Raw genomic sequence first — 15,227 nt, forward strand, 5'->3', positions numbered from 1 at the left:
CCGTGTAATGCAAGCTCTTTTTTCAACTTCTTTTTCGAGCTCGGCATCAACATTTCTTGGCCGGAATAAGAATATATCATGTATAGAAATCAATTGCAAGCTTTTTTTGAAAGTAGATGTATATTATTCGATATTATTGGTTATGCGCGCGACCTTCAACGTTAGCCAAGGGAAATCGCCAAGTGAGCGATCCCTTCCCTTGGTTGCAGTTGTGGTCTTATTAGTGTTCGGTACGGTTACGCATATGCGGGAATAACAATACGTCGCGAATGGAAGCCGAGTTAGTAAGCAGCATAACCAAACGGTCAACCCCGATACCTAGTCCGCCTGTTGGAGGCATCCCGTATTCTAGAGCACGAATGAAATCATCATCCATCTCATGGGCTTCATCGTTGCCTTGCTCTTTCTCATTAATCTGGGCTTCAAAGCGTTGACGCTGATCAATCGGGTCATTCAACTCACTGAACGCATTAGCATGCTCGCGTGCCACGATAAACAGCTCAAAGCGGTCTGTAAAGCGTGGGTCCAGGTCGTTCTTCTTAGCCAATGGTGAAATTTCAACTGGATGACCAGTAACAAAAGTAGGCTGAATCAAGGTCTCCTCAACGAACTGCTCGAAAAAGGCATTAAGGATATGTCCGAAGGTCATATGCTTTTCTACGGGCACACGGTGTTCTTTTGCCAAAGCCTGAGCTTCTTCATTCGTCATTTGAACACTGAAATCAACGCCTGTAACTTCCTTAACCGCATCTACCATGGATACACGGCGCCATTGTGGCGTTAGGTCAATCTCTTGGCCTTGATAATTCACTTTTTGCGTACCAAGTACTTCCTGGGCGATATGAGCGATCATACTCTCAGTCAAATGCATAATATCCTTATAGTCCGCATAAGCCTCATAGAGCTCAATCATCGTAAATTCCGGATTATGTCGGGTTGAAATGCCTTCGTTACGGTATACGCGTCCGATTTCATATACTTTTTCCAGACCGCCAACAATCAGACGCTTCAAGTGAAGCTCAATCGCAATCCGCATGTACAGCTGCATCTCAAGGGTATTGTGGTAAGTGATGAAAGGACGGGCAGCAGCACCGCCGGCAATCGCATGAAGAGTTGGTGTTTCTACTTCTAGATATCCCATTGAATCCAAATAGCGGCGCATCGATTGAATAATACGTGAACGGGCAATAAAGGTCTGTTGAACCTCAGGGTTAATAATAAGATCAACATAACGCTGACGATATCGCAGTTCTACGTCTTTCAGGCCATGGTATTTCTCCGGAAGTGGAAGCAGAGATTTGGACAACACCTCAAGATTATGTACCTTAATAGAGGTCTCACCCGTTTTTGTTTTGAAAAGAGTTCCTCTTACGCCGATAATATCGCCTAAATCCAAAATATTAAACCCAGCATACTGGGCTTCTGGGATACTGTCCTGGCGAACGTAGATTTGAATTCTTCCGCTTAGGTCCTGCAGATGGGCGAAGCTCGCTTTACCCATGACCCGTTTTGCCATAATACGACCAGCTATACTAACTTCAAGTGCCAGTTCGTCGATTTCCTCTTTGTTTAGCGCATCATACTTTGCAATGAGATCTCCGGCATTAGCAGTACGCTCATATTTCTTACCGAAAGGATCAATCCCTAATCCCCGCAGCTCGTCCAATTTCGCACGTCGGATTTGCAGCAGCTCACTTAACTCTTTCTCCTGATGATCCGCGTTATTCACTTCTTCAGTCATGCTTTACATCCCCTTTTATTAACTCAGCGTTACGTGAGAAGAAACGGAATCATCGTTAGAAGACAATCCCGTTCCATTTAAACTATATTTACCTTGTACATCCTTTAACTTTGAAAAAAGCTTCCCTAAGGAAGCTTTCCCAAAACGTCCTTCAACTGCGCAGGTAACCCAGAGGAAGGTTAATGATTACTTCATCTTAATATCGATGATTTTATATTGAATAACGCCAGCAGGTACACTTACATCAACAACGGTTCCCTTTTTCTTACCGATAATAGCTTTGCCTACCGGACTTTCGTTGGAAATCTTATTGTTAAGCGGATCGGATTCAGCGGAGCCGACAATCGTATATTCCATGATATCGCCATACTCCATATCCTGAACATTTACGGTAACACCGATGCTCACCACGTCGGTAACGATCTCGCTGCTATTAATGATACGAGCATTGCGAAGCATCTTCTCTAGAGTGATGACGCGGCCTTCAATAAAAGCCTGTTCATTCTTAGCGTCTTCATATTCCGAGTTCTCACTGATATCACCGTAACCAATCGCAACCTTAATCCGCTCAGCCACCTCGCGGCGTTTAACGGATTTGAGGGTCTCCAATTCATCTTCCAGACGTCTTAGACCGTCCGGTGTAAGGATGACTTCTTTATCGCTCATCTCAACCGATTCTCCTGTCGTTATACATTTATTGAAAACACCATAACTATATGCGAATCTGGAGGGATAAGAACCCTCCTTGCTGCATTGCTGTTACTGTAACGGCGATTTTATACTGAGAAATTATATTGGAACCGCTACAAAATGTCAATGATACCCCATATAATGATTGGTATAATTCAGAAGAACCCGCTTTGGCGTCCTCAAAGCAAAGGAATTAGGTTATACACTCGATAAGACCGCTCCTGTGTCCTCAATACCTTTTTCCTCATCGTAATTCAGTTGTTCGGCAAAATCACTCAAAATCCGCACCATTTCATCGCGCTTGGTTTCTTCCATAATAACATCCTTCACGCGTGCGGCTGCTTTCATGCCCTTCAGGTACCAAGCCAGATGCTTGCGCATTTCACGTACAGCAACGGCCTCACCTTTGAGAGCCACCAGACGGTCCATATGGAGGATAGCGACTTTGATTTTCTCAGCTACGGACGGCTCAGGCACCAGCTCACCCGTGCTCAAATATTGAATTGTACGATACAGCATCCATGGATTTCCGAGTGCGCCGCGCCCGATCATTACACCGTCGCAGCCCGTCTGATCCAGCATGGCCCGAGCATCCTCCGGCGTATTGACATCACCGTTACCGATAACCGGGATAGAGACAGCCTCTTTAGCCATTTTGATATAATTCCAGTCCGCATGACCTGTATACAACTGCTCCCGTGTCCGCCCATGAACACTTACAGCTTGGCCCCCGGCGCGTTCAACTGCACGTGCGTTCTCCTCAACAAATATATGCTCGCTGTCCCAACCGATACGCATTTTTACAGTCACCGGTTTATCTACAGCATCTACTACAGCCGAGACCATCTCGTAAATCTTGTCAGGATCGAGCAGCCATCGAGCCCCTGCATCACATTTGGTTACCTTAGGTACAGGACAACCCATATTAATATCAATGATATCGGCATTGGTCTCTTTATCGACAACTTTAGCTGCTTCGACTAGAGACTCACGGTCACCGCCAAAAATCTGCAGACTGAGCGGTTTCTCACGATCGTCAACAAACAGCATTTCTCGTGTACGTTTATTCCCATGAAGAATCGCTTTATCACTAACCATTTCCGCACAGACCAATCCTGTGCCGAACTCCTTGGCAATAAGTCTGAACGCGGGGTTACATACACCAGCCATCGGAGCCAGAACAACCTGGTTCTTCATCTCAATGTTGCCAATCTTCAACATACCTTTCACTTCCTTTGCTTTATAAATGTTATATAGTCGGGTCTGCCAGCTCTTGGGTTGAAACCTCTAAAACACTCGCAATTTTATTTAAAATTTGATCTTCTAGCCGTCTATTTCCCCTCTCGACTGCGCCAAGCACAGCCAAGGAAATACCGGTACGATCCGCTAGTTCCTGTTGAGTATATCCCTTCAGTTTACGGAATGCCCGAACCCGTCGTCCCAAACGCTTGTTGTCCAAAGCTGAATTCCATCCTTTCCATCTATGTCCTGCAGCGCTGACGTAACGATACTGTGGAGCCCAGAACCTTCATCCTGCGGCACGATATCGCTTAGAGGAAAGAGTACAAATGCGCGCTCCAGCATACGCGGATGCGGTAGCGTTAAATGCGGGGTGTCCATTGACCGCCCTTCCATCCACAACAAATCTAAATCTACCGTTCTCGGGCCGTAACGAATATCGCGTGTACGCCCAAGCCCGTTTTCAATCTCAAGCATGATTTCCAGCAAGGCTTCCGGTGTAAGTACCGTTCTGACTGCTGCCGCCATATTTAAAAACTGCGGTTGATCCAAATAGCCAACCGGCTCTGTCTCGTAAACACCCGAAGTACGAACCACACGGATGGCTTCATGGCTGTTAAGCCGTTTCAAAGCTTCAACCAGTGTGCCTTTTCGATCACCTAAGTTGGCCCCTAAAGCAATATAAGCCTCTGATTCTTCAGAGGTAGAATGTATAGTCATGGGTTAATTCTCACTTTCTAGTTCTGCGCAGCTCAACAGTCACTCCCTGAAAATGAATATCAAACGGCGGATGCGGCTTGGTCACTTGGACCGTTACTGCATTTATAACAGTATAAGTGTCCAGTACAGAGGATGCAATATATTCTCCTAAAGCTTCAATGAGCTTAAAGGACTTTTTTTCGACAATACTTTTGACAAGCTCATGCACTTCGGCATAATTCACCGTAAGTGTCAGATCATCACTCAGGCCTGCTCCTTGCAAATCCAGCTCCAGCTCCAAATCAATGTAATAGCGCTGGCCCAGTTTACGTTCTTCTTCAAATACCCCGTGATATCCGTAATATTCCATTCGGTGCATCTTCATTTTGTCCATCGGAACAACCGCCTTTTCGAAGTATGTTGTCTTATAACTTCACTGCTGAAGATTCCGCATATAACATGGCATCACTCATAACAGTAGTTCGCTTAATTAGGGCTACATCGTGCACGCGTACAATTTGACAGCCTTGGGCTATTCCAAAGGCCACTGTTGCTGCCGTACCTTCCACTACATCATCAACGGGAAGATTCAGCGCTGTGCGAATGAATTTTTTGCGGGATGTGGCTAGTAGAAGCGGAAATCCAAGTCCGGCTAAGGTGTCCAGATTCATCATTGTCTGGAGGTTCTGATGATAATCTTTGGCGAATCCAATCCCCGGATCCAAGATAATGTTCTCATGCCGCACACCTGCGGCTAAAGCCAGGTTGATGCTTTCTTTTAAATCAACGACGATATCGGGTATTAAGTTAATATAATTACGAATATGCCTATTGTGCATCAATATAACGGGGCAATCGGCTGCTGCCATCATGCCTGCCATTTCCGGATCCGCTTTACCGCCCCACACGTCGTTAATTATATGTGCTCCAGCCGCGATGGCTTTGCGTGCAACTTCTGCTTTATAGGTATCTATGGATATAGGAATATGAGGTGCAGCGGAGTGGATACTTTCAATGATAGGCAGTACACGTGCCAATTCCTCATCTAAGCTAACCGGATCATGACCGGGACGAGTGGATTCTCCCCCGATATCAATAATATCCGCTCCCTCAGCAGCCATTCTTAATGCATGCTCTACCGCCCGATCCCGATTATTCCATAAGCCTCCATCCGAAAACGAATCGGGGGTTACATTAAGGATACCCATAATTAAGGTCCGCTTCCCTAACGCAATCTCTGCATCATCGCCGAATCTGTACGTTCGGTTGTATATAGTCGGTTTCATGTGAATATACCCGCCCTTCCCCTATACAGTAAAATCAATTGAGTGGTCACAGGTCCAGACCTTCCTCCACTGACAACGTGCTGTACCTCTTTCTCACAAAGCAAGGTGACAGGCACTATTTCTTGAATGGAATTGGTCAGGAATATCTCATCAGCCGCTTTTAGTTGCTCCCAAGAGTAGCGGCCTTCCTCTACCTGAAGCCCTGTCTGGACGGCGAGTGCTATCACCATTTCCCGGGTAATGCCGGGTAGGATGCCTGTTGATACGTCAGGCGTACAAAGCACATCGTTTTTTATAAAAAAAAGATTGCTGACTATACCCTCCGCTACAACACCCTGAGGAGTTAACATCAGCCCATCTGCCCCACGAGCAGCGGAAGGATAAGTGGAAAGCTCCCGTTTGGCCAATATATTATTCATATAGTGCAGTGATTTAAAGCGAATCGAACCTTCCGGGGTATTACGCGGGAGGTCCAACAGTTGCAGTTCTTTACCATGCGTATAAAGCTGCTCCCGTAATTCAGGCAGCGCTTTGGCATAGAGAATGTGATTGGGATGGGTGTAGTCTCCCGCAGGTAATCCAAGGATATCCTCGCCAGCCGTTACCGTATATCGAATATAGGCTTCCTTTAGTCCGTTTTTTCCCATCAGTCGCTTAATCCAATCCAGCAGCTTCTCGTGGTCCATGTTAAAAGGGATACCTAACTGCTGGCAGCCCGCTTTCATGCGGTCTAAATGCTGATTAAGCAGGAAGGGCACTCCCTCGTAAGTCCTGAATGTCTCAAACAGGCCCATCCCATACAAAAGGCCATGGTCCAAGACAGAAACCACAGCTTCCTTGGCATCAATGACGCCTTCATTCATTCCTATATAATTCATGCCGTTTCTCCGGCTCTCCGTTTCAGGAAATTGCTTAACATGGTGTGTCCATGCGAGGTGATAATAGATTCAGGGTGAAATTGCACGCCTTCAATCGGATAATCCTTGTGACGCAGTGCCATAATCTCTCCCTCTGCAGTCTCCGCTGTGATTTCCAGACAATCCGGCAGACTCTCACGCTCTACAAGCAGGGAGTGATACCTTGTAGCTGTAAATGGAGATTCCAGACCTTCGAATACGGATGTCCCCTTATGATGAATCGGTGACGTTTTGCCATGCATCAATCGCTCTGCACGAATCACATTCCCCCCAAAGGCTTGTCCAATGGCCTGATGACCGAGACAAACACCAAAGATCGGAATGATACCCTTAAAATGATGCAGTACTTCCAAACTTATGCCCGCCTCATTAGGTGTACAAGGCCCTGGAGAAATGAGAATATGATCCGGTGCCAGCTTTTCAATCTCTTCAATACTAATCTCATCATTGCGGTATACCTGTACCTCTTCTCCCAGCTCACCCAAATACTGAACAAGGTTATAGGTAAAGGAATCATAATTGTCGATGACTAAGATCATGGTGTTGCTCCTCCTTCGGCGCCTTCGGTGATCCGGTATTCCTGCGCATGTTCACTGCAGAGTACAGCCTTCACTACCGCTTTGGCTTTATTGTGGCATTCACGGTACTCACGATAGGGATCAGAATCAATAACAATGCCGGCACCTGTCTGGATATATCCAATGCCGTCTTTAACAGCGAGTGTTCTTATAATAATATTTAATTCCATATTGCCGTTATAGTCAATCCAGCCCATCGAACCCGTATAGGGTCCACGACGAACCGGCTCCAGCTCTTCAATAATCTCCATCGTTCTTACCTTCGGCGCTCCTGTAATCGTCCCCCCCGGGAACAAGGCTCCAATAACATCGTATGTGTCCTTGCCTTCCGCGATCTTGCCTTCTACCTGGGAGACTAGATGCATGACATGCGAGTAACGTTCCACAGTCATCAGCTCCGGCACCCGGACGGAGCCGTATGCAGCGACACGGCCGATGTCATTGCGCTCCAGATCGACAAGCATGATATGCTCGGCGATCTCTTTATCGCTCCCGCGCAGCTCCGCCTCCATGGCGGCATCCTCCGCGGGAGTCAGTCCCCGGCGGCGGGTACCGGCGATAGGCCGAGCGCTCACCCGGTCCCCGTGCAGCTTAACAAGCAGCTCCGGCGATGCGCTGCACAGCGTAAAGCCTGGCGACCGCAGAAGCCCCATGTATGGGGACGGATTGAGCTTGCGCAGCCACTCGTAAATATCCTCCGGCGAAGACTTCAACTGCGCCTCCTGACGCAGGGAAAGATTCACTTGGAATACATCCCCTTGGCGAATGTATTCCTGCACTTCAAGTACGGCCTTTTCGAATGGCTCCCGGGAGAAAGCCGAGGTCATACCGGGCCATTCTCCCGAGGCGTCAGTATACAAATCGGAAATTGCCGGCTCTGCCTCCTGCATATTAGAAGGAGCTGTAGATAACAGTTTCCATTCTTTCAGCATTTCTTCGCTGCGTACTATAGCTGTATGATATAGCTTTTCCAATTCCCTTGGTTGATCTACAGGGATTGGAACATGCTGCGCGCAATAAAGCCTGTCTTCCGCATGATCATATATCCATGTTTCTTCCATTCTCATAAAAAGGAAATCCGGAAATCCGGGATTATCCTCGGCGAGATTCGGCAATCGTTCCAGGGAACGCACCACATCATATCCCAGAAAACCGAAGCAACCGCCTGTAAACGGGGGGATCCTCGTCGACTGTATACGCGGAGACGTGAAGGGGGACATCCATGCCTCCAAAATATCCAGCGGTTGTCCATTCAGTCTTGATATCTCCTGTACCCTACCGGTTTCATCGCCAAGCGGTTCCAGAATTACGGCAGTTGTATCCTTTCCTTCAAGAATAGATACCGGAGTTAGACCTAAGTAGGTAAAGCGCCCGCCCTTGCCGCTCTCCAGCACAACAGAATATGGAGAAGCTATTTCCCATGCTTTTTTCCATGAGGAAGGCAACCCTCCCTTTCCCCGCTCCGATTCTATAATAAAGGGCAGCATAGTCCAGCCTTCTGCGGCCCACTGCTCCCATTGTTGCCTTGATGTTAGAATCTCCAAGTCCATCCCCCTAAAACAAGATGTTGTCGCCATTAGTATATTGCCTGTCAGTATACTGTACCCTAAGTACTTTTGAAAAGCCTTATTGCTGAAAGAATCCTATTCATTTTCATTTTTTTCCTAAAAAAGCCCCCGCAGCCACTTATTAGTGATTGCGAAGGCTCTTATTAAACATAATTGCTGTAGTTAATCCACGGGCAATTACACTTCAAAGTTGTACAAAGGTGTGCTCAGGTAACGTTCTCCGTTACTTGGAATAATCACGACTACACGTTTGCCGGCGCCCAGTTCTTTAGCAACCTTGATTGCTGCAGATACTGCCGCTCCTGAAGAGATCCCTGTTAAGATACCTTCTTCTTTGGCAACTCGACGCGCCATTTCGAAGGCTTCATCGTTCTCCACATGGATGATTTCATCATAGATATTCTGATTCAGAATCTCAGGGATGAAGTTAGCACCAATTCCTTGAATCTTGTGAGGTCCCGGCTTGCCACCCGCCAAAATTGGAGATGCAGCAGGTTCTACAGCATAGATCTTCACGTCAGGGAATCTCGCTTTCAACACTTCACCAGCCCCGGTGATAGTACCGCCTGTACCAATACCCGCTACGAAGGCATCCAGTGTTCCTCCGATAGATTCAATCGCTTCCACGATTTCTGGTCCAGTCGTTTCGCGGTGAATCTTAACGTTGGCAGGATTCTTAAATTGTTCAGCAATAAAGAAGCCAGGATTCTCGCTCAGAATTTGCTCTGCTTTCTTAACAGCACCGTTCATACCTTCAGATCCTGGAGTTAGTACCAATTCAGCTCCATAAGCACGCAGCAGATTACGACGCTCCAAGCTCATCGTTTCTGGCATAACAATAACAACTTTATAGCCTTTGGCTGCAGCTACGAGAGCCAAGCCAATTCCTGTGTTACCGCTAGTGGCTTCCACAATGGTGTCGCCCGGTTTCAAGCGTCCGTCTTTCTCCGCTTCTTCGACAATGCTAATTGCGATACGGTCTTTAACGCTGGAGCCCGGGTTCTGATATTCAAGCTTCAGATAGATATCCGCCGCTCCTTCGGGTGTAACCCGGTTTAGGCGTACAAGCGGTGTACCCCCAATCAGTTCTGTTACATTGTTAACGACTTTAGCCATGAGCAAAAACCTCCTTGAAATGATAAATGGGTATAAGTACGTAACTTGTGACGTCGTCTTCAGCATGTGAGTCCGGGTGTATAAAAAAACGGCTTATCCCTCTATATAAAGGATATTATCACCAGGATATTCAATACCGCAGCACACAAGTTGGAGCGCTGCACAGCGGTTGAAGTAACCGGCCGCCGTTGTTATTTCCGAGTAAATCAGTAGGTTTTAGATTAATATCATATTATCAATCTTGTGGACGATTGTCAATATATATTGCCGCATCGTATTTGGCTCGTAAATCACTTTCTACCTGCTGCAAAGGAGCCGCCTGCTCAAGGGCCATTTCACGGCGAATCTGTGCCTTGATTTCTTCATCACTTGGTATTTCCGGCGATGTAATAAGCTCAACACGAATGACGGCGTAGCTGTCATCGTCCTGAAGCGGACCCGCTATATCCCCTGCATCGAGACCCGCAGCTGTCGTGAGCAACTCTTCCGGCCAAAATGGATCATCCTCCTCGACGGCTCCCAGGCTTCCGCCCCGCGCGCCGCTTTCCTCATCGATAGAAAGCTCTTTTGCCAGCGCAGAGAAATCTTCACCACGATCCAGCCGATCCATGACCCCTTCCGCCTCTGCATAGGTTCGGACCTTGATCATGGAGAGATCGATTATTTTTTTAGGACGAAAACGATCCTCGTTCTGCTTCTGATACTCGTTAATATCCGAGTCATTAATGACAATACCAGCAGTAGCAACGGCTTGCAGGGTAAGACGGTAGACCCTTTCTTCGCGAACCTCCTGCCGAGATAATCCTAACTCAGATTGCATTTGAGCGTAGTATTGCTGTTCCGAGCTATAACCGGCCATGGTATTTCTAAGTGCCTGATCAATTTCTTTTGCCGTTACGCTTATTCCCAGTGCCTTGGCTTCCTTTTCAACCGCTATACGGTTCAGTATACCCAATAGCACTTCATCACCATGCTTATTCCTAAGCTCATCCATCCACTGCTGTTCACTAACCGATTGGCCCCCGATGGAAGCAACCTCTACAGGTTCACCGCTTTTTCGGCTATTCTCTTTGTCTCCACCCGCTCGCAAGCTCCAAATAAGCAGTAACCCAAGCAGGAGAGTCGCAGCAGCAAGTATTAGCACCGCCTTACGCAGTGTTCGTTCCTGTCTCGTCATCATCCCATACCCTACGATTTTGCTTGGTCGAGAATGACCTGCATTTCATCCTTATTAAATACATAAGCTTCGTTGCAAAAGTGACATACCACCTCAGCTTGTTCATCCTCTTCAATTAACCGTTCCATTTCCTGCTTACCCAGGCTGACCAGTGTCTGCTCTACTCGTTCACGTGAACACTGACAAGCAAAACGAATATCCAGCTCTTCCATTACAACAGCATCCGGAAAAAGAAACCGCAGCATATCCTCCGGCTCAAGACCTTGATCCAGTAACGTCGTTACCGAAGGCATGGTGCTTATAGTGTGTTCAATCTCTGTAATCTCAGCATCTGTCAGTCCCGGAAGCAGCTGGATGATAAAGCCTCCAGCAACGATAACGGAGTTGTCCGTATCCACAAGCACACCCAAACCAACCGCAGCCGGAGTCTGCTCGGAAACAGCAAAGTAGTACGTGAAGTCATCGCCAAGTTCTCCAGAAATGATAGGAACACTGCCTCTGTAGGGTTCTTTCATTCCAAGATCCTTAACTACATCCAAGTATCCTTCTGTTCCTACGGCGCCTGCCACATCCAGTTTACCTAAGCTGTTGCTTGGCAAATGAACATGCGGATGATGTACATATCCCCGTACTTCTCCCAAAGCATTGGCATCCGCTACAATTTGTCCAAGCGGTCCATTGCCTTTAACTATTATATTCAGCTTTTCTTCACCCTTGAGCATGGCTCCCATTATGGCCGCAGCGGTAACTGTACGGCCGAGGGCTGCTGTAGCCGTCGGGTACGTATCATGTCTGCGCCGCAATTCATCGACGAGCTCTGTTGTACGGACGGCAAAAGCTCTAACCTTACCATTTAGCGCCGTTCCCCGGACCAGCCGATCTTTCTTTTTATCCATGGACCCATACTCCTCCTATTCCTTGTATCTCTAGTGTTCTTTATCTTTATTTATTGCGGTCATAAATGATGCGCAAACCCTCAAGTGTAAGCATTGGATTCACTTCATCTATACTTTCTGTTTCACCGGCAATCAATGAGGCGAGACCTCCTGTTGCAATTACTTTCAGATGCGGAGCATTCATTTCCACCTTTATTCGTCTTACAATGCCTTCGACTTGGCCTGCATAACCAAAAATAATCCCTGCCTGCATGGCATGTACGGTGTTGCGGCCGATAACCTTCTTAGGTTTCTCCAACTCAATGCGCGGCAGCTTGGAAGCCCGTTGGTATAAGGCTTCTGTAGAGATACCAAGCCCGGGAACAATAGCACCGCCGAGATAATTGGCACCCGCATCAATACAGTCAAACGTTGTTGCTGTCCCGAAGTCAACAACAACGAGCGGGCATTTATATTGTTCGATAGCGGCTACTGCATTCACAATTCGATCAGCACCCACTTCCCGTGGATTCTCATAGCGAAGGTTAAGCCCTGTCTTAATTCCAGGCCCTACAAGCAAGGGGTCATGACCAATATATTTTACACACATATCCACGATCACCTGAACCAGCGGGGGAACAACCGAAGAGATAATAACCCCTTCTATATCCTTAGTGGAGAGATCTGACATATGAAATAGATTATGAATCAATACTCCGTATTCATCTACGGTTGATTGACGTGCAGTACTCAGCCGAAAATGATGCAGCAGCTCACGCCCCCGATATACACCGAGCACAATATTCGTGTTGCCGATATCGACTGCGAGCATCATGATAGCGGGCCCTCCTTCTTCTCATTCAGATCCAGACTGATATCCAGGCTGGAGAAAGAATAAGTAAGCCGCCCCACAGAGATGACATCCACTCCTGACTCAGCCATATCGCGTACCGTTTCCAGTGTCACATTTCCCGAAGCCTCTGTTTTAACATGAGGAGCTTTGGCTTTAATTCTTTTGACGGCTTCTCTCATCATATCGGGAGACATATTGTCGAGCATGATGATATCTGCTCCGGCAGCTATCGCCTCTTCAACCTGTTCCAGACTTTCAGTCTCAACTTCAATAGTCATTGTATGCGGAATATTGGCACGGGCACGTCCTACGGCCTGACGGATACCGCCCGCTCCCTTAATATGATTATCTTTGATCATAACGGCATCATACAATCCGAACCGGTGATTAGCTCCACCGCCGACTCGTACTGCATATTTCTCCAGCCTCCTGTGACCCGGTGTTGTCTTACGCGTATCAACCAATCGTGTAGGCAGTCCATCGAGTGCCTGAACGAAAGAGGACGTCCGTGTGGCAACGCCTGACAATCGCTGCATTAGATTAAGCGCAAGCCTTTCCCCGGTCAAAATAGCATGTGTACTGCCTTCTACCTCAGCAAGAACTGTGCCCTTGGCAACCATCTGACCCTCTTGAACCATAGCTGTAAAGGTTAAGGTTGGGTCCACTACCTCGAAAACCAGCTCGGCTACGGGAAGTCCACAGATGACTCCGGCTTCCTTCGCATGAATAATTCCTTTGGACTCATGTCCAGCAACAATTGTAGTTTGGGTAGTCACGTCTCCGGATCCCACATCTTCCTGCAGCCAGCCCTTGATGGATTGCACTAGTTCTTCATTATATCCGTTAAACATCATCGCTTAATTCCTCCACTATTCCCAGATCGCGAATTTGGAGCAAATGCTTACGCCACTGCGTATCATTACGCTGCGGAAAATCCTCACGGTAATGGGCTCCGCGGCTCTCCTCACGCGCCAATGCCGACTCCGTTACCAGTAGACAGCAGGTCAGCATATTTGCAAATTCGTATTCTTCACGTTTTGTCAGTACTGACCCGAAGATCGGCAGCTGCCTTTTCAATTCTTCAAGTCCTTTGGTGAGCATTTCTTCATTACGGCGCAGTCCGACATAGCGGACCATAATCTTTTGCAGCTTCAGCCGCCGTTCCACAATGGCTTGGGTCGGGTGTTCGGTTCGTGCTTCTATGAAGTCAGTCGAGAAGCTGTTACGCGTAAGCGGGGGAAGCTGTCTCACACGTTCAATGATACGACGACCAAATACAATGGCCTCTGAAAGTGAATTCGAGGCCAGACGATTGGCTCCATGTACCCCAGTAGAGGAGACCTCTCCGCAGGCAAAAAGCCGGGAGATGTTGCTCTCTCCGTTCAAATCCGTCTTGATGCCACCCATCATATAATGCGCAGCGGGAGCGACAGGAATCCAATCACTTGTAATATCAAGGCCATAACTCATACATGTCTCATATATAGTCGGGAATCGATGTTTCACCATATCTGGAGATTCGTGCGTTATATCCAAATACACAAACGTGGACTTGGTTATTTCCATCTCACTAACGATAGCTCGAGCGACGATATCGCGCGGGGCCAGCTCCAGCAATTCATGATATCGATCCATAAATCGCTCACCGTGGATATTACGTAACACAGCACCTTCTCCCCGTACCGCCTCCGAAATCAGAAAACGCGGGGCTCCGGGATAACTTAATGCTGTTGGGTGGAATTGAATAAACTCCATATCCCGAATATGAGCTCCAGCCCGGTAGGCAATAGCAACCCCGTCACCGGTGGCCACCTCTGGATTAGTAGTGTAACGATAGAGCTGTCCTGCTCCGCCTGAACAAAGAATGGTTGCATCTGCTTGGAGGAATAAACGGCCTCCTCCGGGCTGCTGCATCAAGACGCCTCTGCATTCGCCTGCATCGGTAATAAGATCAATCACATAGTGATCATCCCATATCTCAATATTGTCATTCTCCTCGACCTGCTCCGCCAACGCCCGGACAATTTCATACCCGGTTGCATCCCCGTTGGCATGCAAAATACGACGGTGGCTATGTGCCCCTTCCTGGGTCAACGCCAACACGCCGTCTTCCTGATCAAATAATGTGCCTAAACGGATAAGTTCATGCACGCCCTCCGGCCCCTCATTAACCAGGACATTAACTGCAGCTGAAGAACAAAGTCCTGCTCCGGCCATTAACGTATCCTGCCGATGATACTCCGGTGAGTCATCCTCAGCTATAACGGCTGCAATTCCCCCCTGTGCGTAACGGGTATTGCTCTCCATTACAGATTTCTTGGTAATCAAAATGACACGCCGATCTCGGCTAGCCTTAATAGCTGCGAATAAACCGGCAATCCCTGAACCGACAATAATACAATCCGTATTAATGGTAGGAATCTCCTGCAGGTCGAAATCTACCAGATATTGTGGAATCATGACCGCTTTTCACCTGTTTCAACGAAAG

Annotated in this window: 16 protein-coding genes; all 16 read right to left on the bottom strand. The window is 47.6% G+C overall.

The genetic code is table 11. From position 1 onward, the window contains the following. Positions 1-220: 220 nt before the first annotated feature. A complete protein-coding gene (lysS, locus tag PWYN_RS11235) occupies positions 221-1,741 on the bottom strand; it encodes a lysine--tRNA ligase (RefSeq protein ID WP_036651510.1) in 1,521 nt (506 codons plus the stop codon). Between the two features lie 186 nt (positions 1,742-1,927). Then, positions 1,928-2,407, bottom strand: a complete 480-nt coding sequence (gene greA, locus PWYN_RS11240; protein WP_036651513.1) for a transcription elongation factor GreA — start codon at positions 2,405-2,407, stop codon at positions 1,928-1,930. 222 nt (positions 2,408-2,629) lie between these two features. Next, a complete protein-coding gene (gene dusB / locus PWYN_RS11245) occupies positions 2,630-3,652 on the bottom strand; it encodes a tRNA dihydrouridine synthase DusB (RefSeq protein WP_036651516.1) in 1,023 nt (340 codons plus the stop codon). A gap of 28 nt (positions 3,653-3,680) precedes the next feature. Next, the gene (locus PWYN_RS28680) at positions 3,681-3,890 is read right to left on the bottom strand and encodes a helix-turn-helix domain-containing protein (RefSeq protein WP_036651520.1); all 210 of its coding nucleotides are present in this window, start codon (positions 3,888-3,890) and stop codon (positions 3,681-3,683) included. Next, positions 3,842-4,390, bottom strand: coding sequence for a 2-amino-4-hydroxy-6-hydroxymethyldihydropteridine diphosphokinase (folK, locus tag PWYN_RS11255; RefSeq protein WP_036651522.1), 549 nt, complete (start codon positions 4,388-4,390; stop codon positions 3,842-3,844). Before folK ends, PWYN_RS28680 begins: the two co-directional genes overlap by 49 nt. Positions 4,391-4,400: 10 nt before the next feature. Continuing rightward, positions 4,401-4,763, bottom strand: coding sequence for a dihydroneopterin aldolase (gene folB / locus PWYN_RS11260; RefSeq protein WP_036651524.1), 363 nt, complete (start codon positions 4,761-4,763; stop codon positions 4,401-4,403). Between the two features lie 31 nt (positions 4,764-4,794). Continuing rightward, the gene (gene folP / locus PWYN_RS11265) at positions 4,795-5,655 is read right to left on the bottom strand and encodes a dihydropteroate synthase (protein ID WP_036651526.1); all 861 of its coding nucleotides are present in this window, start codon (positions 5,653-5,655) and stop codon (positions 4,795-4,797) included. Beyond that, positions 5,652-6,533, bottom strand: coding sequence for an aminodeoxychorismate lyase (pabC, locus tag PWYN_RS11270; protein WP_036651529.1), 882 nt, complete (start codon positions 6,531-6,533; stop codon positions 5,652-5,654). The genes folP and pabC overlap by 4 nt, the downstream gene beginning before the upstream one ends. Continuing rightward, entirely contained in the window at positions 6,530-7,111 is a 582-nt protein-coding gene (pabA, locus tag PWYN_RS11275) for an aminodeoxychorismate/anthranilate synthase component II (RefSeq protein ID WP_036651531.1), read from the bottom strand. Before pabA ends, pabC begins: the two co-directional genes overlap by 4 nt. Further along, positions 7,108-8,700: an anthranilate synthase component I family protein gene (locus PWYN_RS11280; protein ID WP_036651534.1), complete on the bottom strand. Its 1,593-nt coding sequence runs from the start codon at positions 8,698-8,700 to the stop codon at positions 7,108-7,110. Before PWYN_RS11280 ends, pabA begins: the two co-directional genes overlap by 4 nt. A gap of 195 nt (positions 8,701-8,895) precedes the next feature. Further along, complete coding sequence (cysK, locus tag PWYN_RS11285; RefSeq protein WP_036651538.1) at positions 8,896-9,834, bottom strand: cysteine synthase A; 939 nt, start codon at positions 9,832-9,834, stop codon at positions 8,896-8,898. Positions 9,835-10,069: 235 nt separating this feature from the next. After that, entirely contained in the window at positions 10,070-11,014 is a 945-nt protein-coding gene (locus PWYN_RS11290) for a peptidylprolyl isomerase (RefSeq protein ID WP_084146684.1), read from the bottom strand. An 8-nt stretch (positions 11,015-11,022) separates the two neighbouring features. After that, positions 11,023-11,907, bottom strand: coding sequence for an Hsp33 family molecular chaperone HslO (gene hslO / locus PWYN_RS11295; RefSeq protein ID WP_036651544.1), 885 nt, complete (start codon positions 11,905-11,907; stop codon positions 11,023-11,025). 46 nt (positions 11,908-11,953) lie between these two features. Beyond that, positions 11,954-12,721 carry a type III pantothenate kinase gene (locus PWYN_RS11300; RefSeq protein ID WP_036651548.1) on the bottom strand — a complete coding sequence of 256 codons (768 nt, stop codon included), beginning with the start codon at positions 12,719-12,721 and terminating at the stop codon, positions 11,954-11,956. After that, positions 12,718-13,593, bottom strand: coding sequence for a carboxylating nicotinate-nucleotide diphosphorylase (nadC, locus tag PWYN_RS11305; protein ID WP_036651552.1), 876 nt, complete (start codon positions 13,591-13,593; stop codon positions 12,718-12,720). The genes PWYN_RS11300 and nadC overlap by 4 nt, the downstream gene beginning before the upstream one ends. After that, positions 13,583-15,199: an L-aspartate oxidase gene (gene nadB / locus PWYN_RS11310; RefSeq protein WP_036651557.1), complete on the bottom strand. Its 1,617-nt coding sequence runs from the start codon at positions 15,197-15,199 to the stop codon at positions 13,583-13,585. The genes nadC and nadB overlap by 11 nt, the downstream gene beginning before the upstream one ends. Between the last annotated feature and the right edge of the window lie 28 nt (positions 15,200-15,227).

It is taken from the genome of Paenibacillus wynnii, from assembly GCF_000757885.1.
GTDB classification, from domain to species: domain Bacteria; phylum Bacillota; class Bacilli; order Paenibacillales; family Paenibacillaceae; genus Paenibacillus_AQ; species Paenibacillus_AQ wynnii.